The organism is Telluribacter roseus, from assembly GCF_017355915.2.
Lineage (GTDB): Bacteria > Bacteroidota > Bacteroidia > Cytophagales > Spirosomataceae > Telluribacter.
This window is the reverse complement of the sequence record NZ_JAFEUV020000020.1, coordinates 46,761-70,523: the sequence shown is the minus strand read 5'-3', so window position 1 is coordinate 70,523 and position 23,763 is coordinate 46,761. Positions and strand designations below refer to the sequence as shown.

Annotated in this window: 16 protein-coding genes; 13 read left to right on the top strand and 3 right to left on the bottom strand. The window is 47.7% G+C overall.

Annotation, left to right across the window (positions count from 1 at the left end):
• Nucleotides 1–145 precede the first annotated feature (145 nt).
• Nucleotides 146–2,011, top strand: coding sequence for a glycoside hydrolase family 97 protein (locus JTN23_RS23900; protein WP_247237613.1), 1,866 nt, complete (start codon nucleotides 146–148; stop codon nucleotides 2,009–2,011).
• A 154-nt stretch (nucleotides 2,012–2,165) separates the two neighbouring features.
• Here the strand turns inward: JTN23_RS23900 and JTN23_RS23895 are convergent, their stop codons facing one another.
• From JTN23_RS23895 to JTN23_RS23885, 3 genes are all read right to left on the bottom strand, one after another.
• A complete protein-coding gene (locus tag JTN23_RS23895; RefSeq protein ID WP_247237612.1) occupies nucleotides 2,166–3,035 on the bottom strand; it encodes a YitT family protein in 870 nt (289 codons plus the stop codon).
• A gap of 118 nt (nucleotides 3,036–3,153) precedes the next feature.
• Nucleotides 3,154–3,486 (bottom strand): hypothetical protein, encoded by a 333-nt coding sequence (locus JTN23_RS23890; RefSeq protein WP_247237610.1) that lies wholly within the window; start codon nucleotides 3,484–3,486, stop codon nucleotides 3,154–3,156.
• A gap of 366 nt (nucleotides 3,487–3,852) precedes the next feature.
• Entirely contained in the window at nucleotides 3,853–4,329 is a 477-nt protein-coding gene (locus tag JTN23_RS23885) for a hypothetical protein (RefSeq protein ID WP_247237608.1), read from the bottom strand.
• Between the two features lie 651 nt (nucleotides 4,330–4,980).
• Between JTN23_RS23885 and JTN23_RS23880 the strand changes: the two genes are divergently transcribed.
• From JTN23_RS23880 to JTN23_RS23825, 12 genes are all read left to right on the top strand, one after another.
• The gene (locus tag JTN23_RS23880; RefSeq protein ID WP_247237606.1) at nucleotides 4,981–5,331 is read left to right on the top strand and encodes a LytR/AlgR family response regulator transcription factor; all 351 of its coding nucleotides are present in this window, start codon (nucleotides 4,981–4,983) and stop codon (nucleotides 5,329–5,331) included.
• A gap of 264 nt (nucleotides 5,332–5,595) precedes the next feature.
• Nucleotides 5,596–5,826 carry a hypothetical protein gene (locus tag JTN23_RS23875; RefSeq protein ID WP_247237604.1) on the top strand — a complete coding sequence of 77 codons (231 nt, stop codon included), beginning with the start codon at nucleotides 5,596–5,598 and terminating at the stop codon, nucleotides 5,824–5,826.
• 56 nt (nucleotides 5,827–5,882) lie between these two features.
• Nucleotides 5,883–6,266, top strand: coding sequence for a hypothetical protein (locus JTN23_RS23870; protein ID WP_247237602.1), 384 nt, complete (start codon nucleotides 5,883–5,885; stop codon nucleotides 6,264–6,266).
• Nucleotides 6,267–6,727: 461 nt separating this feature from the next.
• Nucleotides 6,728–9,217, top strand: coding sequence for a PAS domain-containing sensor histidine kinase (locus tag JTN23_RS23865; RefSeq protein ID WP_247237601.1), 2,490 nt, complete (start codon nucleotides 6,728–6,730; stop codon nucleotides 9,215–9,217).
• Nucleotides 9,218–9,221: 4 nt separating this feature from the next.
• Nucleotides 9,222–9,629 (top strand): response regulator, encoded by a 408-nt coding sequence (locus JTN23_RS23860; RefSeq protein WP_247237600.1) that lies wholly within the window; start codon nucleotides 9,222–9,224, stop codon nucleotides 9,627–9,629.
• Between the two features lie 295 nt (nucleotides 9,630–9,924).
• Nucleotides 9,925–12,141 carry a PAS domain-containing sensor histidine kinase gene (locus JTN23_RS23855; protein ID WP_247237599.1) on the top strand — a complete coding sequence of 739 codons (2,217 nt, stop codon included), beginning with the start codon at nucleotides 9,925–9,927 and terminating at the stop codon, nucleotides 12,139–12,141.
• 215 nt (nucleotides 12,142–12,356) lie between these two features.
• Nucleotides 12,357–12,971 (top strand): RNA polymerase sigma factor, encoded by a 615-nt coding sequence (locus JTN23_RS23850; RefSeq protein WP_247237598.1) that lies wholly within the window; start codon nucleotides 12,357–12,359, stop codon nucleotides 12,969–12,971.
• A 129-nt stretch (nucleotides 12,972–13,100) separates the two neighbouring features.
• Nucleotides 13,101–14,231 (top strand): FecR family protein, encoded by a 1,131-nt coding sequence (locus JTN23_RS23845; RefSeq protein WP_247237597.1) that lies wholly within the window; start codon nucleotides 13,101–13,103, stop codon nucleotides 14,229–14,231.
• Between the two features lie 323 nt (nucleotides 14,232–14,554).
• Nucleotides 14,555–17,824 (top strand): TonB-dependent receptor, encoded by a 3,270-nt coding sequence (locus JTN23_RS23840; protein ID WP_247237596.1) that lies wholly within the window; start codon nucleotides 14,555–14,557, stop codon nucleotides 17,822–17,824.
• Between the two features lie 81 nt (nucleotides 17,825–17,905).
• A complete protein-coding gene (locus tag JTN23_RS23835) occupies nucleotides 17,906–19,453 on the top strand; it encodes a RagB/SusD family nutrient uptake outer membrane protein (protein WP_247237595.1) in 1,548 nt (515 codons plus the stop codon).
• A 38-nt stretch (nucleotides 19,454–19,491) separates the two neighbouring features.
• Nucleotides 19,492–20,895 carry a DUF5018 domain-containing protein gene (locus JTN23_RS23830; protein ID WP_247237594.1) on the top strand — a complete coding sequence of 468 codons (1,404 nt, stop codon included), beginning with the start codon at nucleotides 19,492–19,494 and terminating at the stop codon, nucleotides 20,893–20,895.
• 160 nt (nucleotides 20,896–21,055) lie between these two features.
• The gene (locus JTN23_RS23825; RefSeq protein WP_247237593.1) at nucleotides 21,056–23,731 is read left to right on the top strand and encodes a PQQ-dependent sugar dehydrogenase; all 2,676 of its coding nucleotides are present in this window, start codon (nucleotides 21,056–21,058) and stop codon (nucleotides 23,729–23,731) included.
• The last annotated feature ends 32 nt before the right edge of the window (nucleotides 23,732–23,763 follow it).

Genomic DNA, 23,763 nt, shown 5'->3' with positions numbered 1-23,763 from the left:
TACTCTGTTTTTTATCAGCAGGACTCCCATCTGTCGTTTCACGAAATCCCATATAACAACTCTACCCGGGAGCCAATCTCACTGAAGCACTTAGTATAGGTCTGGCAGACTGGCAGGAGCCCTTTTGACATAATAGATTATTTAGATGTTTCGCCTACTACTTGTTGTCTTCTCTCTAGGCTTACTGGAGCCTGCCCTTGCTCAGGTACCCGATTCCCTCAGAATCAGTTCTCCCAACGGCCTGCTTACCTGGTTCATTTCCGTGCGCGATGAGCCTGCGGCTTCACAAGCCCTCTTTTATGAAATAACATATCGCAACAGGCCACTCATTCAGCCTTCCCGTCTGGGGCTGGCAGGTAATCCAGCCAGTACCACCCATTTCAGCTGGGATCAAAATCTGCGTATTGTTTCGGCTCGTAGAAGCACTCACGCTACGCAGTGGAAACCCGTCTGGGGCGAACGAAGCGATATTCCTGACAGGTATAACGAGCTGGTAGTTACGTTGAGGAACGGACCGGGGGCAGGCGGAACCATGCAGCTCATCGCCCGGGCGTACGACGAAGGAGTGGCTTTCCGGTACGTATTTCCGGAAGATCTGCGCATGCAGATCATAGAAATCGGGCAGGAAACCACCCACTTCAACCTGCCTGCTAACACCAAAGCCTACTATACCACGCATGCGCAGGGGAAGTATGAAGAGCGGACACTGGAAGGCTGGAACAAGGCGGCCCAAATGCCCCTGACGCTCAAGCTGGATAATGGCCACTGGGCTTGTATTACGCAGGCCGAGCAGACCAGTTACCCCCTGGTACGGCTGAAATTAGCTGGTACCAATCAACTAGTCAGCGAGCTGTTTAGCCCGGTTACTGAAACCTCCCCCTACCGTACTTCCTGGCGAGTGGTGATGGCCTCCGATACGCCAGGTGAGTTGCTGGAAAAGAACTACCTGATCCAGAACCTTAATCCGCCCAACCAGATCCCGGATGTCAGCTGGATCAAACCGGGCAAAGTGATGAGGGAGGTCACGCTTTCAACGACCGGAGCAAAGGGTCTGGTTGACTTTGCGGTGGAGCAGAACATCGACTATATACATTTTGACGCGGGCTGGTACGGGCACGAACATGAAGTAGCGTCGGATGCCACCACCGTAACCGTAGACCCGCGCCGGAATCCGAAGGGGGATCTGGATCTGCCGGAGGCTATCCGCTATGCTACCTCCAAAGGCAAAAAGGTAATCCTATACGTTAACCACCGGGCCCTCGAGCGGCAGCTGGATACGCTGCTCCCCCTCTACCAGAGCTGGGGCGTAGCGGGTATCAAGTTCGGATTTGTGCATACAGGCTCTCAGTACTGGACCGTCTGGCTGCACGATGCTATTCGTAAAGCCGCCAAACATCACCTGGTACTTGATATACATGATGAATACAGTCCGACGGGTTTTAGCCGTACCTATCCGAACCTACTGACCCAGGAAGGGGTAAGAGGCAACGAAGAGTGGCCTGATGCCAGCCATAATACCATCCTGCCATTTACCCGATTTATTGCCGGAGCCGCCGACTATACCTTCTGCTTCAACCAGGCCCGCCTCAAGAACACCAAAGCGCACCAGTTGGCGCTGCCGGTAATCTATTTCAGCCCCCTGCAGTACCTGTACTGGTACGGTAAGCCGGTAGATTTCCCGGATCGGCAGGAAATTGAGTTCTGGAAAGATCTTCCGACGGTATGGGACGAGACCAAGGTACTGGATGGTACACCCGGCCAGTGTGTGTCAGTAGCCCGACGCAAAGGAAATGATTGGTACATAGGTACCATCACCAATACCGAAGCCCGTACCGTCAGCCTGCCCCTTACCTTTCTGGAAAAGGGCAAAAGGTACGCTCTGACGGTCTATGGGGACGACGGTACCGGAAAGGTACATAAGCAAACACGTACCGTAACCGCGAAGGATGCGTTACCGGCCCAACTACTGCCATCGGGTGGCCAGGCCTCATACCTGAAGAAGATGGATTAATACTAGTGCAAAAAAAGGGGAGTAAACACTGTTGAAGTGTTTACTCCCCAGATTGGTAAGACGTAGAGTGCCCAAAGCCAGGTGGACTGGTAGCTATGCGGCTTGTAGTCTGATAAAACCAGCTCCATCTCCACCCGCCTTTGATTAGTCAGGACTAGTGAACCGCCCGGCTCTTGATCTTGCCGCCCTGTACGTCGTTGATGTTAAACTGAACCAGGAACGCCTGGTGATCAATCTCCTGAACAACACTGATCAGCCGGCCGATTTCCAGTCGGGTGACTACGGCGTAGAGTACATCACCTGGCTTATCCTGATGCCCCCGCTTACCAAACCCCATTCCGCTTTTCAGAATGGTGATTCCCCAGCCCCGCTGTGAAATGGCGGATTTTATAGCCTGATAATTTTCACTTACAATGAGAATACCGGTGTATTGCTCCATCCCATGAACCAGAAAATCGATGGTTTTGGAGGCGGCGAAGTAAGTAATCATAGAGTACAGTGCTTCCTCCACCCCCAGCAGGAAGGTGGCTGCGGCAAAGATGAAGAGGTTCAACAGTAAGATTACATCACTGACTTTTAGCAGGTGCGACTTCCGGCTGATCAGCAACGCCAAGGCCTCCGTACCATCCAGAACGGCTCCACCGCGCATAGCCAGACCGATACCCGCCCCAATGAAAAATCCACCGAATACCGCCGTCAGCAACAAATCGGGTGTGACATCGGGAAAAGGTACAACGGCCAGACAAACGGACAATCCCGCGATAGCCAGTGTACTTCGGAAAGCAAACCTTTTGCCAATCTGCCGGTAAGCCAGGAGGATGAAAGGGAGATTGATAACCGGAATGAGCAGGGACAGCGGAAGCCCGGTAGCCTGGAAAATAAGCATGGAAATACCCGTGGCCCCTCCATCAATGAAATGACTGGATAACAGAAACCCTTTCAGTCCAAAGCCAGCACTTCCGATGCCTAGTAGTATTAATATAAAATCTCTGAGTTTTCTATTTTCACTCTTGTTCGTACCCATTATAAAATTTTAGTTGTAGCTACTTGATGTAAATGTGTTGAATTGGGAAATAATGGCTGCGACTCAGACATCTAAAAATTGGCAACCAGCCTTGGGCTATCGTATACAATGGGAAAGGTTATTCTGCTCCATCTCCGCTACATAGATACGTATCCGTGATACTCCCGGTTTGGGATAGAATGAAGCAACGTTGTTCCTTCACCATACCCGTAATCAGATTTCGTGCTTTGTATAAAACCGAAGCCCGGTAGTAGTACTCGGAGCCGGCGGAACCGATAACCTGAATCTGAATTTTCAGGGCTTCAAAGCTGGATGGAAAAATGAGCGTGCTCCTGGTCTCCTGTACCACAAGTTCCACTATGGCTTTTGTGGTAATGGCTTTGGTATGCTTAACTTCATTCAGATAGGTGTGACTGGATAACTCACTGGCACCTCCGATCCGGACGAGCATTGGTATAGCTATAAGTACTAGCAGGAGCCATTTCCAGGCCTTTTTTGTATATGATAATAAACCCATAGTAGTCACTTGGAAAGGTATACGCATGATGAAAGGCTCTATGGTAACACATGGTTACTTTTGCCTTTGTAGCAATAGTCGTGTCTCCTGATCGTATGCAGGAATAGTGGCTGGCAGGCAACCCGGCAAGTACCCTGGTGTCTGGCTAAAACCGTCTTATAACAGTTACTTAGAACTGGTGGGCCTCACTATGCAGAGGTATACTATACCGGATGGGTAGTAGCAGGCAGATCAAAGCCCGCTTTATTCTGGAAAGACCAGCTTACAACCAGTCGCGGAGACAAAACCTTCCGAGGGAATTTAAGGGGCATTAATAACTATGTATCTGGAGAAGATCCGTTGAAAGACGGAGAAAACAAATGCATAACGCTGAATAGCAACCTCTGCCTGAACATAGTCAGGTATAATTTGATGCGGGTACCTACCGGGGAGGAATGTATGTGAACTCAGCCAGGAGTGATGAGCGGGGGTTACCAGTATAAGTAGCGGGGCAAGAGCTGAATCCTCATCTGAACTATGAGAGCTGGAAACCGCATGACCTATGTAGGCTTCCCGGCTTTCCGTAGTGTCGGTAAAGAGTATCGAGGTACCTGCTACCTGGCCCGTGAGTAAGTAAGCGATAGACTCATTACCCTGAGTGGCAGGTGTACTCTGCAGACCATGAGCGAGCAGATATTGATTTTCACCCGAAGCCCCTCTCTTTTCAATTCCAGAATACTTCACCCAGAAAGCCACAGCCAGCAGAATACATAGGATAATGCCGGATAAAGATTTCATAGGTATGGTATTGGTGCGCGTCAAAAAGAATGGTTTTTTACAAATTTCACTGTTTAGAGGGATAATCCCAAACGGAATAAGCCCAGAGACACGATCGGCTTTCGAAAAATTACGCTCTCAAACTCCCAGTGCGTAACTTGACTTACGGCATTTAGGCTATCTAAATACTTACTGTTGGAAGGAGTACCATTAACATACCGCCTGGCATGACTGGCAATAGTCCTTTAAGTTGTAAGCGTATACGAATGCCGTTAAATCAGATTCTACCTTCTTGAAGTAACAGCTAATCGATGATATATACAAGTAACTCCCGGTAAATTAGCTTAATATGTGTAAAGTCTCCACAAGTTACTCCACTATACACACGGGTTTGTGGAGGCTTACCTGTTGTATTTATACATATACACATACCTTCCCGTAAAGTATATGATTACAGCTAGTCTGCTGGCTCTCCTGTTGTCACGCTTTGGCATTCGTTGCTTTTACAGATATTTATTAAAAATAGATGACTTGTCATTTATGGCACAGTAGTTGTTTGTCACCTATTGTATACAGGCACCATATAGTGTAAAGTACCTCTATACAGCCTATTGAAGTTGTAGCTAGTGAGTTTTTTAGTTAGATCCCCTCTATTTAAAAATTAGATTTTACGTGGAAAGTGTACGCACAGCATCAGCCAAACCTGCTCAGCAGGATCCATTTCCTTTTCCCACTCAGGATATCATAGTCATGAAGGGAAGCGGTAATTACACCGAGTTTATCCCCGCCGAAGGCAGGTCTATCCTTACCTGTCGCCCTCTGCTTCACTACCAGTCCTTGTTACCCGATAATTTCCTCAGGGTGCACAAAGGGTACATCATTAACCTTTGTCACGTGGAGAGTGTATTTCCGGAAGATAAAGCCATCTACATGGACAATGGTCATATCATTGTGGTCTCACGTCTAAAATGGCCTCAGGTTAAAGACCTGTTGCAGCAGTATGTCATCAAATCAGTAGCGTAGAACTTCAAAGACCAAATAAATCTCATTTTGAGCCTGTTACCATGTAGATTATAATTTTTGTACAGAGCTTAAGGGAGTGATTACTACTCCTGAAAAAGTATGTATCCACCCGACTCTTTACTGGATCGATAGGTGGTAATGTGGAAATATAAAACTACCCGCACAGGTACATCCAGTGCGGGTATTATTTTTTTAGTATAAATCAAGTATATGTGGAGTTACATGTTTATGAAAAATGGGTTGAGGAAATAGACAACGTGAGCCATGAAGTACCTGACAGCAAACGGAAAGATCCTGTCCGGATCTTGTAGCCTTGAAATATTAACGAACCTGAAGAATACCGTTTTCTTCGGAGCTAACCAGCGGTGGGAGAACTTTCTGGAGGCGCTCTCCCTGTGGGTGTTTGTCTTCTACAAGGAGCGAATCAATCAGGAGGATGTCCTGACAATTGTTGATCAACTGGAAGATGTAGGGTTTCTGCTCAGACTGGAATAGAGAGTCAGAGTGAGTGGGTAGGTGTGAGATAGGAATGATGGCAAACCCTAAAGCTGATGAAACATATATCTACAGTACAGTTAACACGATGGTGGAGGGTCATAAGTATTTTTCTACTTATCCTGTTTCTGATGATACAGTTTAACTCAGGTGTCAGTGAAATTCCTTATGCAAAGCTGGCTTTGGAGAGAGATTCTTCCCTGGTAAGCAACATCCTGAATCATGCCAGGGCCGCATTACAGCAAGATATGCCTGTACCAGAAAGTTTTCAGGTATTGGAGCAGCAGGCCCATGTAATAGGCAAGCCAAGCTTCAAACGGTACTTTCAAACTACTTTAACCTATAAAGCGACGAACACGCAGGGAAAACAGGTTATTGAAACGCAATGCTTCATCTACAGTAAAACAGGAAGATTAGCAGAAACCTACCGGTGCGACTGATACGTACTGTCCTTTACCACCTTATACTTAAAAGGCCTGGCAGAAATTGGTAGAAGAAATGGGGACCTTTGTAGCCAATGTTGACGTAAGGTGCACATATTTCTTCACCCATTGGTCTCCACCAGATGGTAAAAAACATAAGTTAACTGCTACGGCGTAATCCTCTGCCAAACATGGTATAGGTTGATACTGTTACTACATCAATAGTACTTAAACTACATGATTCTGGAGGAATTCAATAGGTTTTAAGTATATTGTATAAACACCATTTCAAATTTTAGAGATCTTATCTGCCTTTGAGTACACAACTATTATCCTCTGAACACCTCTTACCAGCAGGTGGAGATACGGGTAAGCTTATTCGTAGTTACCCCTGGGACAGTACTACATTAGGTAGTCTTGATCAATGGTCCAGAAGCCTGCTGACTACCTTAAGCATTGTACTTAACTGCCCGCAGCCAATGCTTCTGTTCTGGGGGAAGGAGCAGTTCTGTTTCTTAAACGATGCGTACTATGCCAGGCGTCCTGTGTCCATTGGTTCATCCGCTGTGGACCTATGCCCGGATCTGGTTCCGCTGCTTGAACAGGTGCTGACAACAGGTACAGCGGTACAAAGCCAGGAGGACCTGCTCGGCTGGAGCAAGCTGCTGATACCCGCGGGTAAGATTAGCTTTAGCTATAGCCCCGTTTTTGGTGATACTGGAAAACCAGCGGGTGCACTGGTTACCTGTACAGAAACCATTCAGGCCGAGCCCGAAACTATGGGTACGGGAGGGATGGCTCAGGAGCTTATACTGGATAATCTATCAGCGCATATAGCGGTACTGGATCCAAAAGGAAACATTATCACCGTCAATGAAGCCTGGCGCAAATTCAGCGCCGACAATGGAGGTCCCACTACTGGCTTTGTCGGTAGTAACTATCTGCTGATATGTCGGCAATCCGGTGAAGACGAAGCAATACAGATAGCAGAAGGTATCGATAAAGTCCTACGGGGGAAGCTTACGGAGTTCACCCTTGATTACCCCTGCCATTCTCCCACCCAGCAGCGCTGGTTCAGAGCCCGCGTTACACCCGTGCTTGCTGATGGCCTCATTACTCAGGTAGTGGTCAAGCACCAGGATATTACAGAGAAAGAAAAAAACTGGCTCCTGACGCAGAAAGCCCTGCAGGAAAAGCAGAATATCCTGGATGCCTCCCTGGATATGATCTGTACGATTGATCCGGAAGGCAGGTTTATCCAGGTCAGCCGGGCCTGCCGCAACATCCTGGGCTATGACCCCGAGGAACTCCAGGGGGTAACGTTTCTGAACCTGGTCAGCAAACAGGATCAGGTAAAAACCATCCGCGCCACTGAGCGCTTAGTGGCAGGGGAGCAATTATACAACTTCGAAAACAGCTATGTGCGTAAAGATGGAAGCCTGGTACCCATGGCCTGGAGTGCCCGTTGGGAAGCTAAGGAAGAGGTTTTCTACTGTGTTGCGCGCGACAACACCGAAAGAAAACGCATCGAAGAGCAGCTAAATTTGCAGGAACAAAAGACCAGAACCATCCTGGAGAGTATTACGGATGGGTTTGGTGTACTGGATAAGGAGTGGAAAATCACCTACTGTAATCCGGAGGCCGAACGAATCCTGGGTATTACCGAAGAAACAGCGGTCGGTACAAGTATCTGGGATATATTTCCGGAAGCGATCTCTCTGAAGTTCTACTCCGAGTATCAAAGGGCGCTGGTGGAGCAGGAACCCGTTCATTTTGAGGAATACCTGCCATCTATTCAGGCCTGGCTGGAGGTGACGGCCTATCCTTCGGAGGATGGATTATCCATTTATTTCAAGGATGTAACCGAGAGGATAAAGGACAAGCAGGCACTTGAGCTAAGCGAGCAGCGCTTTAAGGCGCTGGTGCAGGAAGGCGTAGATATGATTGGTATTCTGGACCAGGAAGGGAACGTTACCTACGTGAGTCCTACCATTGAGCAGATCTTAGGTATTCCTGTTGAATTCCTCATTGGCAAAAACGTATTTGATTTTATCCACGAGGAAGACCGGGAATGGGTTTTTCAGTACTTTCTGTTACTTGGGTCGGTCAAGCAGATGAAGCTGGACCCATTCCGTTTTTTGGATGCCCAACAAAAGTACCGCTGGATAGAAACTGTAGCCACGGATCTGTTAGATTCCCCCGCTGTGGGGGGCATTGTTGTTAATGCCCGGGACATTACCCAGCGTATACAGCAGGCCCAGGAGCGGGAAGATCTAATCCGGGAGCTAACCCTGACCAATAATGACTTGAGGCAGTTTACCTTTATCACCTCCCATAACTTCAGGGCTCCGCTCTCCAACCTGATCGGACTGCTGGACCTGATGCAGGATATACCGGTTGAGAATCCGTTGCTGGCCGAACTTATTACTGGTTTGCAGACCTCTACCAATGCCCTCAACAACACAATCAATGATCTTACGGATATACTGATTATCAAGAGTAGTCACTCCAAAAGCGGGGAGCCCATCAGACTGCGGGAGGTTTTTGACAAGATCACGAATCAGCTCAGTATAGCACTGGTTGAAGCACAGGCTGATGTCTCCTTTGATGATACCCAGGTGCCGGTTGTGAACTACGATCGATCCTATATTGAAAGTATATTCCTGAATCTGCTGTCAAACTCCATCAAGTACCGCTCCTACGACCGAAAGTTAAAGATCAGCATCACAACACGGGAGATAGAAAATGGTATACAACTAGTATTTAGTGACAACGGTATAGGTATAGACCTGAAGCGCTACGGAAACCGGTTGTTCGGGCTTTACCAGCGCTTCCACGACCGGCCCAACAGCAAGGGGTTTGGCTTGTATCTGATCAAATCGCAGATTGAGTCATTGGGAGGCAGTATCCAGGTAGAAAGTAAGGTAAATGAAGGTACCAGCTTCATCATAACCTTTAAAAAACAATAGTTCTATGATCAATCAGGTACTATATATAGATGATGATGTAACGGCTCAGCTGATCTTCCGACTGGCCAGTAACAAGGCCGCTTTTGCCACGGAGGTACATACCGCTACCAACGGACAACAGGCCCTGGATTACTATCAGCAACTGGCAGAGGAACAGGGGAATCAATCCTATCCCCACCTGGTACTATTGGATCTGGATATGCCGGTGATGGGCGGCTGGGAGTTTCTGGATAATTTCATGCAGACCTACTATGTTCAGTTTCCTGACACCAGGGTATTTATAGTATCCTCCACGATTAATCCGGAGGATAAGCAAAAAGCCGCCCAGTATGCCTGTGTACTAGACTTTGTCTCTAAGCCCATCACTTCAGAACTACTGGTTACCCTATCACACCGGATAGAAAAGCAGTAGCAACTGGTGGAGTGTATTAGCCACCGTTCGTGTATTCCCTACCAAGGGGACCCTAAAGAGCAAGCAAGCGATACAGCTAAGATTACAACAAAAATGATTTATAATTGTATTTTCTTATAATACCTAGTTGCCGTAGCGCTTTCATCCTGAAGAATGGTCCTATCTCCGTGACTTTTCTCAGCGTGTAAGCGATTGAAATAAAATACGAATGATACTACCTAATCCTGAAGTTAACGATACTAATCTTGCTCAAGCATTTGGCCAACATCTACTTGCTACCAATCTTACGAGTCTGATGCTTTTCCGCGCTATTCGAAATACGAATGGCGAGATTCAGGATTTACAGCTCATCTACCAAAACCAGGCCGCCATCGAAAACCCTATACTGGGGGTCAAGGCGCAGCTGGGACAAAAACTATCGGAAGAGTATCCGAATACAAAGACACTCGGTCAGTTTTATAAATACGTAGAAGTGATAGAAACGGGTACTCCCTTTGCTACCGTAAAACACTATCCGGATAAAGATCAAACCTTTCATGTAGCCGCTTCCAAATACGAAGATGGCATGATCCTGAGCTACTACAACCTGACTGAAAGGCAATGGGCAGAGCGAAAGGCCCAACAACAGACTCAGGCCCTGCAAACCATATTGGATAGTAGCCAGGATGCCATTGTACTCTGGGAGCCAATTCGCAATCAGGACAATGAAATTATAGATTTCAAAACCTACCAGTTTAATCAGGCAGCCCTGCTTGATGGTATGTTTTCTGACGAAGACTATCACCACCTTACCCTGACCGGGATCTCACCGGGTGCCAGTGAATATATGTCAAAATATGCTCAGGTGATGGAAACAGGTACCCCGCTGCGGGTGGAGCGACATATTCAGAGGAGAGGACGTGAACTATGGATAGATATTTCCCTGTCAAAGCTGGGGGATAAGATGCTGGCCATCTATAAGAATGTTTCCGAATTCAGAAATACAACCCATGAGCTGGAGGCTCAGAATCAACTACTGGATGAGATTCTCGATAGTTCCGATAATATAATCTTCCTGGCTGAAGCCGAACGTGATCATACGGGTACCATAGTTGATTTTCGTATTACTAAGGGAAATCAATTAGCCCTGGATGGCTTCAGAAAAGCATTCGGCATTGATGTGATAGGCTTATCTATCATTGGATTGGTAGGCGGTAATCCCGAGTTACTGGAAGAGGCCATTAAGGTGGTCGAAACAGGCATTCCCCTCGTCATGGAGCAGCGGTACGCTCCTGATACCGACCAATGGCATAAAGTCTCGCTGAAAAAACTGCATAATGGAATAGTGGCTACCTACGTAGATGTAACGGCCATCCAGAGGGCCTTGCTGGATGTTCAGCACCAGAAGGAGCTGGTGGAAGGGGTACTGGACAGCTCAATCAATGGCATATATGCCATGGAACCAATACTCAATGAGCAGCAGCAGATTGTTGACTTCAGGATCCTGATGGTTAATCAGGCTGCGGCCAAGCTTTCCAACCTATCTCAGGACGAGCTGGTGGGAAGCAGCTACCTGACTTTATTTCCGGCAGTCAGAGACATGGGCGTATTTGAACGCTATGTAGAGGCGATAACTCAAAACAAACCTTTTCGGTCTGAAATGAGCTTTTCCTCACCGGACGGTACCTACACCTTCTGGTATGATATGTCACTTAACCAGATGAAAAACGGACTGATCATCCTTTCATTCATGGACATCACCGACCGAATGATGCTACACCAGAAGCAGGAAACACTCGTAGAAGAGCTGCGTCAGTCAAATGTTGATCTGGAACAGTTTGCCTATGTGGCCTCACACGATCTGCAGGAACCAGCCCGTAAGATTACGCTTTTCAGCGATATGCTCTCCAAGCAGTATGCCCCCCAGCTACCACCAAATGGAATAGAACTGGCCAACAGGATCCAGTCGGCCAGTAGCCGGATGCAGGAGCTTATCAACGGCCTTTTAAGTTATTCCCGGTTCTCCTCCCAGAAGCAGGAGCGCGAGGTGGTGCCGTTGGGAACAATAGTACAAAACGTCCTGCAGGACCTCGAGACGCCTATCGAGGAGAAAAAGGCCCAGATAGTAGTAGGAAAGCTGCCTAAAATAAAAGGTATCCCTATACAGCTTCATCAACTGTTTCTGAACCTGATCAGCAATGCATTAAAGTTCTCGGATGAGGCAACCACTCCCGAAATTATTGTAGAAGCGGGACCTCCCACCGAAGAAGAACTGGCAGAAACGGTAGCAGGGAGAGGAAGAAAGTGGGTAGCTATCCGGGTAAGGGACAATGGCATCGGCTTTGAACCTACCTATCGTAAGCAGGTATTTGAGATCTTCAAGCGGCTACACGGGCGAAGCCACTATACCGGCAACGGACTGGGCTTAGCAATCTGTAAAAAAGTAGCGGAGCTGCACGGGGGCGGTATTACCGCTTTCAGTACACCGGGCCAGGGTACTACCTTTGTGGTGGTATTACCTGCTCATGCTTAGGGATGGATTTATAAAAGGGTGTATATATAGATTATACGACTTACGTAGTTCTGGTTTGGTTTTATTCTGGAATAGTACGATTAGATAAAATTTAATGCAAGCATATTTTGGCCTTTCCAAAACTCTGCCTTAACTTGCCTTAGATCACACTTTTAGCTGCGTGCTTCAGATCGAGAAACAACAACGGAATATATTGACCCTTTACCTCTATCACCGTGACAGCTTCACTTTTCAGCAAAAACCAACTTTCGACCGTTTCTGATACGGAGCTGCTGGATTTGATCAATCGTGGAAGTAAACCGGCCTTAACAGAACTTTATGACCGCTACTGGGAGCTTATCTTTTTTTATGTCAATCGGGTTCTGAAGGATATCGATGGAGCAAGTGATGTTGTACAGGAAACATTTATAGCATTATGGCAAAAGCAGGGGGAACTATCCGGGGTCCATTCTTTAAAAGCATACCTATTGGGCATCGCCCGCTATAAAGCTCTCCGATGCATCACGCTTAGTGCTTCCGAAGAGCGTTATCGATCCTCCTTACTTACCTTTTTCAATGACTACCAGGAATCATCCGAAATCACTTTTATTGCTTCTGAAATGGAATCGTTTCTGGATTCACACATTCAGTGCCTACCGGAGCGAATGAGAGAAGTATTTCTGCTGAGTCGCCGGGAACAGTTATCATACGCAGAAATAGCCCAACGGCTAAATATCTCGGACAAAACGGTGAAGAAGCAGATCAACAACGCCCTAAAATACCTTCGGAGCGTTCTGGATGAAAAACATATGTGGACTACAATCCTGCTCTGTGCCACCGTTTTTAAGTGATAGTTTAAAAAAATAAAAAATATTTGAGGGACAGGTACTACCTGTCCCTTTCTTTTTGCACTTATAGGCAAAAGGGCCATCTGCCTGTAACAGAATAACACGCTTTTTCCGGCTCTTCAATAAATCAGCATGAATGAAAATGAATTAGAAAAACTTTTGCAGCGCTTTCGGGATGGCACCTGTACGCAGGAAGAAAAGGAGTTGCTGGAGCTATGGTTTGAAAAAACAGCTGGAGAGTCGGAATGGAACTGGGAAAGTAAGCTCCAAAGAGAACTGGTAAAACAGCAAATACTGGCTAACATCCATCAGGAAACCCAAAATGGCCTCAGCCAGCCAAGGCGATTATGGTCAATCATGCGTGTTGCGGCTTCTGTGGCAATCGTACTTTTTGCAGGCTGGTATTTCCTGATCCGTAGCACTTCGGACCTCCTGCAAAAGCAGGATTATCGGGAAGTTGCAGTTACTCCCGGCTCCAATCAGGCGATGCTGATCCTGAGTGACGGATCCTCTGTTCTCGTTGGAAGTGCCGCAAGTGGTGTATTGTCCAAAGATGGAAGCGCAGAGGTAGTTAAGACAGAGGAAGGTGGTCTGGAATATAAGAAATCAGGAATACCTGCTTCAGCAAACATAAGAAATACCCTCTTCATCCCTAAGGGAGGTACTTTCAACGTGACCTTACCTGATGGAAGCCGGGTGTGGATCAACTCCGCCACGCGCATAACCTACCCCGCTGATAACTCAGGTACCGAACGCCTCGTAGAATTGAGTGGAGAAGCCTATTTTGAAGTCAGGCCGGATAAGGAAAGACCATTCAAGGTACTATCCGGTAATACAGAGATTATCGTTACAGGTACCCACTTCAACGTCAGCGCTTATGAAGATGAGAAGATGGTAGCCACCACACTGGCCGAAGGGCAGGTAATCGTAAAAAAGGATGAGGCCAGTTTGATACTGCGCCCCGGCCAGCAGGCTTTGAGTAGTGCAGAAGCGCCTCTGGTAGCCAGAGAAGTTGACGTAGAGAGTATGCTTGCCTGGAAGGAAGGCTACTTTGTATTTGATGACATGGACCTCCACTCCGTCATGAAAGTAGTCGCGCGCTGGTACGATGTGGAAGTAGAATATGAAGCAGGACTGCCTTCCCGACGCTTTGGTGGGACATTTTCCAAGTCAAAAGACCTTGATGGCTTGCTCAGCTATCTGGAACAATTAGGTACTATTCACTTTAAAAGGCAAGGCAAAAAAGTTATGGTCACGAAATAACGACACTCCATCTCCTGGCCGAAAAAAGCCGGAAGTGGTGGAACACTTCCGGCGAGACAGCTTGGAAAGCTGTGCTAGGCCCATCAAAAATGCAGCGAACATTTTCAATTTCAAGGTAAACCTATAGCAAACAAATGTACAAAGAAAGGTTGTTACCCTGGCGCCGAAATGAGATTCCGGCGTGGAGGAAATTTATTTTCATAATGAAACTAGGTCTAATCGTGGTGCTGTGTGGGATTTTGGAAGTGACTGCCTCGGCTGTTTATGGACAAAGTGCCAGTATAAAGGTTAGAAATGCTCCGATGAAAGAGGTCTTCAGGCTTTTGAAAAAACAGACCGGAGTTGATTTCTTATACGTTTCAGATGACCTGAAAGACACCAAACCTGTGACGATCAGCCTGAATAATGCGCCACTTGTGAAGATTCTCGATGCCTGCATGGAAGGCCAGCCGCTGTACTATACCATTGATAACTCTACGGTACTGATCCGTAAGAAACAGACCGTACAGCGTCAGCCAGAAAAACAGGCGTCTGCGGTAGAAATCATACGCACACCAGTGACCGGAAAAGTGTTTGACCAGGAGGGAGGCCCGCTCGTGGGAGCATCAGTCGTAGTAAAAAACAGCAAGGGTATCGGCACGACCACGGATGCCAGCGGTTCATTTTCGGTACAGGCAGAAAAGGGGGATGTACTGGTGATTTCTTTTATAGGTTATGTGTCAAAAGAGGTGGTTGTAAAAGAGCAGGATAACTTACGGGTCACGCTGGATGTGGAGAATAATCTGCTTAATGATGTGATTGTTCTGGGTTACGGCTCTACGACAAAGCAGAGTATTGTTTCGTCAGTGGCTCAGGTGAGTTCGGCTGAGTTAAAAACAGCTCCTACGGCTAATCTTTCTTCCATGCTTCAGGGCCGCCTGCCGGGTCTTGTAACGCGTCAGTCCAGCGGTCAGCCCGGATCGGATGGGGCTTCGCTGCTTGTCCGCGGGATCAATACGTTGAGTGGTAGCAGTCCGCTGGTCATCGTAGATGGCATCGAACGTGAATTTCCGAACATTAATCCCGACGAAGTAGAGACCATTACCGTTCTGAAAGATGCCGCTTCGGCTGCAGTTTACGGTGCCCGCGCCGCGAATGGGGTTATCCTGATTACTACCAAAAAGGGGACTATCCAGAAGCCGACAATTACCTTTAACTCATCCCTTGGGATCAGCTCCAACACCCGTTTCCCAGAGTTTTTGAACGGACCTGAATACGCTTACTGGTATAATAAAGCGCAGGAAATGGATGGGGTGGCCGAAAATGCACGACGCTTTACCCCCGAAGAAATCAACCGAATAAACAATGGAGATCCGGAAGGTACTTTCGGAAATACCGACTGGTTCGATCTGCTCTTCAGGAAATCAGCACCAATCTATATCAATAATCTGTCGTTGAACGGTGGCTCTGATAAGTTTAAATATTTTGTATCGCTAGGATCCTACAACCAGCAGGGCATTATCGCCAGGACCAGTAATACTCGTTATAATTTCAGGGCTAATATTGATGCACAGGTTTCCGAAAACTTCAAAGCCTCGTTTGGTCTGGCTGCACGTGACGAAACTACGGAGCAGCCTGGCCTATCAGCCGGTCTGGGCAACTCCTATGCTTCTATATTCAGTCAGGCCATGATGTCGTACCCATTTCTGCGGCCCTTCAATAGCGAAGGCAAGCCAGTTGGTAGCTTTAATACGGGTAACGGAAACCAAAATCCACTGGCGGCCCGAGATCTATCCGGCACACATGATACCCGCTCCACCGCTATGCAGGGCAATATATCGCTGCAATATGACTTTTACTTCCTGGAAGGGCTGAATGTAAAGGTAAACGGGGCTTACGATAAAGGGTATAGCATGCGTAAAGCTGCGGTTCTTCCTTATCTGCTTTCAGTCTATAACAATGCCAACCGCACCTTCACTGAAACCTACGCCCGACACGCGCTAAATGGTAATGCCACCATTAATCAGTGGTTTGCCGACACCTGGCAGACTACACTTCAGCCCTCCATCAACTTCAACCGGACAATCGGTGCTCACAAAGTGGGAGGGATGCTATTATACGAATACATCCGTAATAGTGGAACATCCATGTCCGCCGGCCGACGCGGTTTCCCCATCACTGAGATCATGGATTTGAATTACGGAGAGGAAGTAATCAATGATCTGGTGAGAGGGGGGCATTCGATGTTCCACCGGGCCGGCTACGTTTCCCGATTGACCTACGATTACAAAGGTAAGTACCTGGCCGAATTCACAGGTCGCTACGATGGATCCACACGGCTACCTTCCCATACCAGATGGGGCCTTTTTCCCGCGGTTGCACTGGGATGGCGGGTATCTGAGGAAGACTTCTTCAAGCAGAATGTTGGCTTTGTCAATGATCTGAAAATACGCCTTTCTTCCGGACGCCTTGGTAATGACGCAGTGGGTAATTATTCCTATCTGAGAACTCTTTCGATGGGAGCTAACCCAGTTGCTATAATTGGCGACAGACTGGTAAGGTCTCTGAGTGTAAGCAACGTTCCTAATAAGGATATCAAATGGGAAACTACTACGACCTATAACGCTGGTTTCGAAAGTACCATGTGGAATGGCCTACTGGGTGTTGAAGCTGATGTTTTTTATAACGTAACCAAAGATATACTGCAATCCCAAAGCGGCCTGATGCCCCCTTCCATTGGTGGATACTTCCCGCAGATTGTTAACTCCGGTATTGTAGATAACCGCGGCTTTGAGCTCATCCTTACCCATCGCAGGAGCCTCGGCGACTTTTATTACAACGTACGGGGTAATGTAAGCTGGGCTCGCAACCGGATCATCCAAACTACTGAGAATGTGAATGTACCGGATTATCTCCGACGCACTGGTCAGCGAATTGGAATGAAATATGGCTTTGTGGCGGATGGTCTTTTCCAGAGTGAGGAGGAGATTGCAAATAGTGCCTTATTCGGACCATCCAAAGTAGGTGAGGTGAAGCTCAAAGACCTCAACGGCGACGGCCGCATCACCTGGGATCAGGACTGGACGGCTATCGGGCGCAGCAGCACGCCGGAGATGATCTTTGGGATGAACGTAAGTGCCGGGTACAAAGCCTTCGACTTTAACCTGTTCTTTCAGGGAGCAGCTATAACCGATGTGGCACTCTCAGGCCTGTATGCTTCGAGTGGCGTGTATGACAATACATTCTACACCATGGCCTTCTACCAGGATGGGAATTCTCCGAAATACCTGGCAGAGGGTGCCTGGACACCCGAGAACCCCAATGCCCTATATCCACGATTGAGTACCATGTCGGCTCAGAGTGGCGGCAAGTTTTCGTCCTGGTGGATTCGGGATGCCTCCTATGTACGACTAAAAAGCGCGCAGATTGGATACACCTTGCCGCCCATGCTCACCCGAAGGCTGAACATTGATAATCTGCGGCTCCACATTTCCGGCAGTAACCTGTTCACCTGGACGGGCCTCGAGTACCTGGATCCGGAAATGCCCGATGTGAACCAGGGGTACTATCCTCAGCAAAAGCTTTTTGAAGCGGGTTTAAGCCTGTCGTTCTAGATAGCTCTTGTCTAACCACAAAATGTAATCATCATGAAATACTATACAAAATTAACCTTTCTTATCTCTTGCTGCGTAGCAATGCTCTGGAGCTGTAATATTGATCCGGAACTCACCGATGTATACGGCGAGGAGATAGCCTGGTCCAGCGAGGCCAATCTGGAGCTCTCGCTGAATAAGTTTTACCCACTGATCGGTCATACGTATTATACACCTCATGTAAATCAGGATGCATTCTCAGATATCCTGAAAATGAATACTCCTTCTGCCAACGCTAACCTGTTCACCTTGGGATCATCAGTAATCAGTCCAGGAGAAAACCCTCTAGGAAACTGGGAGTGGGGCTACACCTGGATACGTACCTGTAACGAGTTCCTGGATGGCATGCAGAATTACGGCAGCAAGCTTCCCGAAGCCACTCGCCTAAGGGCAGAAGCAGAAGTACGTTTCTTTAGGGCCTACGTCAATTTCGAACTGGCCAAGCGCTATGGGGCCAGTATTATACTCTTTGATAAACTACCCGATGGTTCGCAGCGGGCACGAAGTACTCCCGAAGAAGTGTGGAACTTTATAGCCGCCGATCTGGATTTTGCTGCTCAGCATCTGCCCGTGACTGTTCCGGCTACACGTACCGGTAAGCTTACCAAAGGAGCTGCGTATGGCCTGAAAGCCCGTGCCATGCTGTACGCTCAGCGCTGGAAGGAAGCTACCGATGCAGTAGCTTCCCTGGATGCACTGGGCTTGTATGATCTGTATTCGGATTATGATAAGCTTTTTCAGATGAAGCGTAAACAACAGGTTGTTAATAAAGAAAGCATCCTTGAATTCGGCTATTCATCTCCCAACTTTGGCTATTCATTTGATTATTTCTTCAGTCCTCCCGGTGATAAAGGCTACTCCCAGATCAGTCCCACAGAAAACCTGGTATCTGCGTATCAGATGGCCGATGGTACTGACTTTAGCTGGTCCAATCCAACGCATGCGGCTAAGCCCTACGTAGGCCGTGAGCCCAGGTTTTATGCCTCAATACTCTATCACGGAGCCCCCTGGAAGGGACGTACCATTGATACACGTGAAGGTGGTGTAGACGGGTATGCCATTGGCGGAGGTACTACCTCCACGGGCTACTACATGAGAAAGTTTTTTGATGGTTCTGTCAAAACGCAGGATGAAGGATTCCAGCCCGGAGAGCTTACTTTTTACTTTATGCGGTATGCCGAAGTACTGCTTATCAAAGCGGAGGCCATGGCCGAGCAGGGCAATCTGTCCGAAGCCCTGGCAGCATTAAATCGGGTACGAAAAAGAGCCGGTTTTACGGAGGAGGTTACCGCAGGCAGCAAGGAGGACTTTATGAAGCTCCTACGCCATGAACGGATGATTGAACTGGCGTTCGAAGGCCACAGATTCTGGGACCTGCGACGCTGGGATCTGGCCCGAACGGTCCTGAATGGAACCAGCGTAAAGGGGCGGGTGCCGGTTATGGTTGCGGATACGGTGGCCAGCTACCGGGAAGTGGACGCAGATAATAACCGAAAGCGGGTATACCTGCCTAAATACAACCGCTTTCCTATTCCTTCGGTGGAGATACAGCGTAATGCACTGATCGAGCAATTCGATGAATGGAAGTAAAACAACAAGCCAGTCGAACATCATTAATGTACTGAAAAATGAAATTATCATATCTATATCGATTGACGTGCTGGCTCCTGATGCTGGCGCTTACAGTAGCCTGTGAGAAGGTGGATCTGGACAAAGGGGTAGTAACACGTCAGGGCCTTCTCAACTTCGCCGTTTCCATACCGGGTCAATCCATCGAATATGCGGCCACAAGTGCAGGGCCTTATCGCGAAGGAGACACCATCATCATCAAAGTACCTTCTACCGAAGAGAGTCCATTGAACCTGAGCCAGCTAAAGCCCTTTGCCAGCCTGGGACATAATAGTGTGATCGAACCGGCGTTGGGTAAAATAATGGATTTTAGTAAGCCAGTTACCGTTACAGTGACCGATGGAGCGGGCAAAGTCACCACGCATATTGTCAAAGTAGTACCCACCTTGCCAAAGACCGTCTTTTCCAAGCTGTGGTTCAAGACCTCAGAAGCCATAGGCATCAAGCGAACAAATATTTCAGGTCTCGCTGTTGTGGGAGAACATTTGTTGGTAGCTGACTTTAACGGAGGAAATGTAGGAATTGACAACGGGGTCAGGGTGCTGGACAAAAATACCGGTGAACTGGTTCGTTCGATCGCACCACCTACCACCTTCTGTATGCAGGTCGTAGCGGATGACGCCAACCACTTCATTATTAATCGCTATAATGTCTACTCGGCTGGTTTCGTCGTATATTACTACGATAATATTGACAGCGAGCCTAAAATGATTCTGAATTATACGGCTGCCGCGGGATGTCCGGTTAACCTGGGAAGAAAGGTAAGTGTGATCGGAAATCTTAAGTCAGGAAAGGCATTTATCTATGCTACTACCAACGGTAATAACAACGTATACTACTGGGAGTTCATGGATGGCGTACCCCTGAAGGAGGAGCCAACCATCATCCGTTATGCTGCTGCTGAGCCCTGGACATTTGCCCATATCCAGCGTAAGTCGCTCGATCCGCTTTCGGAGCATTACTTTACCTATTGCAATTACAATGCTTCTGACCCTAATCTTACCCAGGGCAGCCGGTTTGTATCCTTCAACAACGACATGGAAATTACCAACATTGCCAGACAGAACCACTACTACAAGGTATTGGGCTTTGACGTGTTCCGTGTCAATGGAGAAGAGTTTACTACGATGCTTACCCAGGGATATTACGCCTGGGATGCCACGCATGTAAAAGTTCTGGAGACGACAGACCCCTCAAAGTTCAACCTTACTCCAGGCGCAGCGGGTCATAAGGACTTTATGCTTTTTGAATCAGATGCCTACGGCGGTATAAATTATAACCGCTATGGCGATATAGTAGCCGATGTGCGAGGCAACGAAGTATATCTGTACGCTACCATGGCTACCAACGCGGCCAATACTTCGGGTATCATGGTCTATAAAATGAAGTACAACAAGCAGTAAACTACACTACTACCCTGGTTGACTCTTTGGGCCAGGGTAGTAGATACTCTCAACATTGGCCTGATGAAATTCAATCTATCATCAGGTATTCTTCCTGGACAGGCTGTGGTTTGATCAGTATCCAGACCTTTCCTGATTGCTAACCTTAACTTCAATGATTTTGAAAGCATACCAACTATGGGCAGTTGGGCTACTAACTCTGAATGCCTTACTTTTCATCCCCGAGTCAAAAGACTACCACCTGCCTGCCAGTACTCCCGACAGCACGCGCTTTACGTATACTACTCTGGCGTCAGGGTTCGACGAGCCGATGCAGATGGCTATTCTGCCGGATTTCAACGTAATTGTAGCCGAGCGCAAAGGGGCACTCAAACTTTATAATGTCAAAGAAAAAAAGCTATCGACAATGGCGCACCTGAATGTATTCAGCGGAATAGAAGATGGCTTGCTGGGTGTGGCTATAGACCCCAACTTTGAAGCTAATCACTGGATATACCTATATTATGGACTGGGTGGCGATAAAAATGTGAGTGAGCTTGCCCGCTTTGTGTACCAGAATGGTGTACTGGATATGTCCAGTAAAAAAGTACTACTGGAAGTACCCACCCAAAGAACGTACTGTTGCCATTCGGCCGGTTACCTTACATTCGATACAAAAGGTTTACTATACCTTTCCATCGGGGATAATACCAATGCGGAAGAAATTGAGGGGCATAACCCCACCGATGAGCGTCCCGGCAGAACACTTTCAGATGGTCAGGCTACTTCGGCCAACACCAATGATCTTCGTGGTAAGATTATCCGGATCAAACCCGAAGCCGACGGCAGCTATAGCATACCCGACGGCAACCTTTTTGCAAAAGACGGCTCTGAGGGAAGACCCGAAATCTACGTAATGGGCTGTCGTAATCCGTTCCGGGTATCCGTGGACCCTAAAACAGGCTTTGTATACTGGGGTGATGTTGGACCGGACACAGAAGTTCCGGCCTCCGAAGGAAAGCTTAGTTATGACGAGATCAATCAGGCCCGAAAGCCTGGTTTCTTTGGATATCCCTACTTTTTAGGAGCCAATGAGGCATTTCCCAAATATGATTTTGCTACCAAAAAAGAAGGTCCCGGGCAAGATCCTGCCGCCCCGGTCAATCTATCCCCAAATAATACCGGCCTGAAAAAACTGCCACCTGCACAGCCCGCTTATATCTGGTATGGTAAGGGCCCTTCTAAGCGCTGGCCTGAAGTAGGTACGGGTGGGGCGAGTGCAATGGCAGGGCCTGTATATTATAGCGACCTTTACCCCAACGCCCCCTATAAATTGCCGGACTATTACAATGGCAAACTGCTGATCTACGACTGGATCCGTAAGTGGATGATGGCCGTTACCATGGACCAGCAGGGTAACTTTGTTAGTATGGAGCGGTTCCTGCCCCAGTTACAGGTGGTTGCTCCCATGGACATGCAAATCGCCAAAGATGGAGCCATTTATATTCTGGCTTACGGTACCAACTGGTTTGCCAAAAACACCGATTCGGGTATCATTCGGGTAGAATACAGCGAGGGGAACAGGCGGCCTATGGCAGTGGCGACGATCAGTAAAACAGTCGGTGCAGCCCCCCTTAAGGTGTCTCTTTCGGCCGCCCAGTCCAGTGATTTTGATCCCGGTGATCAATTGCGATACGAGTGGAGCATTGGAAAAGAGAAGATCAGGGGAAAAGAAATTAGCTATTCATTTACCAAACCCGGTGTTCATGATGTGCTACTGACTGTTACCGACTCTCATGGGGCCGAAGGGACTACTACCACACAGGTTCGGGTTGGAAACGAGCCACCCCAGGTTGCAATCAAAAGTCGTTCAAACCAGAGTTTTTACTGGGACAATGGCAGCTTTGATTATCAGGTCATCATCTCAGATAAGGAAGATAAACCTATATCAAAAGAGCGTACCAGCGTACATTTTGACTATTTACCCTTTGGGAAAGATCTGGCCAGTGTTCTGTCGACTGGTAAAGGTGAGGATGTGAAGTACCTACAAACCCGAAAGCTTTACGAAACCCTGAACTGTAAAGCCTGTCATACTCTGGAGACTAAATCCATTGGTCCGGCCCTCAAAGAAGTGGCTAAAAAATATGCTACTCAAAAGAATGCCCAAACGCTGCTGGCTGATAAGATCATCGCGGGAGGCAGTGGTACCTGGGGATCATATCCAATGCCTCCTCACCCGGACCTTTCGAGAGAACAGTCCTTAGAAATCACTGAGTATATCCTTAGTCTCAATACAGAACATCGTACATTACCTCTAACAGGTAGTCTTTCCCTAAATAAACATGTCGTCGGTAAGGGCAAAGAGGGTGCTTATGTATTAATGGCCAGATATAAAGACGGCGGTACAAAAATGATGGAGCCCTTAGACGCCAGCATGCATGTAGTGCTACGGAACCCCCAGGTTGAGATGGAAGATTATTCAGAGGGTAATGTAAGTGTGGCGATAGCGACAGCGAACACAGGTTACGTATCGTATATCACCAACATCAGAAACGGAAAGTATACTGCATTTGACGACATAGATCTCACTGGAATACAGGCGGTGAAGGTAAGATGGAGGGAGCACGGAGCAGGAGGTACCATCTCTGTACACCTTAACTCTGTGGATGGGCCTGAAGTAGGAAGTGTTTCTCTGCCCGCAGGTCAATTGAAAGATCCCAAGGGGGAATGGCACGAGTCAGACATCATCTTCAAACCTACCAGCAGCAAGCAAAAGCTCTATTTCGTCTTCAAAAACCCAGGCTCTAATCAACCTTTATTCGATGTAGATAGAGTGACTTTTGTGCCTGCCCGCTAAACTTAGAACTATTCCTAACCTTTACACTTTAC

What these genes read in the sequence shown, in the direction of transcription:
- JTN23_RS23890 (WP_247237610.1), bottom strand. Translation starts at nt 3,486, where the DNA reads ATGCTCGTCCGGATCGGAGGTGCCAGTGAGTTATCCAGTCACACCTAT.
- JTN23_RS23830 (WP_247237594.1), top strand. Translation starts at nt 19,492, where the DNA reads ATGAAATTATCATATCTATATCGATTGACGTGCTGGCTCCTGATGCTG.
- JTN23_RS23875 (WP_247237604.1), top strand. Translation starts at nt 5,596, where the DNA reads ATGAAGTACCTGACAGCAAACGGAAAGATCCTGTCCGGATCTTGTAGC.
- JTN23_RS23835 (WP_247237595.1), top strand. Translation starts at nt 17,906, where the DNA reads ATGCTCTGGAGCTGTAATATTGATCCGGAACTCACCGATGTATACGGC.
- JTN23_RS23845 (WP_247237597.1), top strand. Translation starts at nt 13,101, where the DNA reads ATGAATGAAAATGAATTAGAAAAACTTTTGCAGCGCTTTCGGGATGGC.
- JTN23_RS23885 (WP_247237608.1), bottom strand. Translation starts at nt 4,329, where the DNA reads ATGAAATCTTTATCCGGCATTATCCTATGTATTCTGCTGGCTGTGGCT.
- JTN23_RS23865 (WP_247237601.1), top strand. Translation starts at nt 6,728, where the DNA reads ATGCTTCTGTTCTGGGGGAAGGAGCAGTTCTGTTTCTTAAACGATGCG.
- JTN23_RS23895 (WP_247237612.1), bottom strand. Translation starts at nt 3,035, where the DNA reads ATGGGTACGAACAAGAGTGAAAATAGAAAACTCAGAGATTTTATATTA.
- JTN23_RS23855 (WP_247237599.1), top strand. Translation starts at nt 9,925, where the DNA reads ATGCTTTTCCGCGCTATTCGAAATACGAATGGCGAGATTCAGGATTTA.
- JTN23_RS23860 (WP_247237600.1), top strand. Translation starts at nt 9,222, where the DNA reads ATGATCAATCAGGTACTATATATAGATGATGATGTAACGGCTCAGCTG.
- JTN23_RS23870 (WP_247237602.1), top strand. Translation starts at nt 5,883, where the DNA reads ATGAAACATATATCTACAGTACAGTTAACACGATGGTGGAGGGTCATA.
- JTN23_RS23900 (WP_247237613.1), top strand. Translation starts at nt 146, where the DNA reads ATGTTTCGCCTACTACTTGTTGTCTTCTCTCTAGGCTTACTGGAGCCT.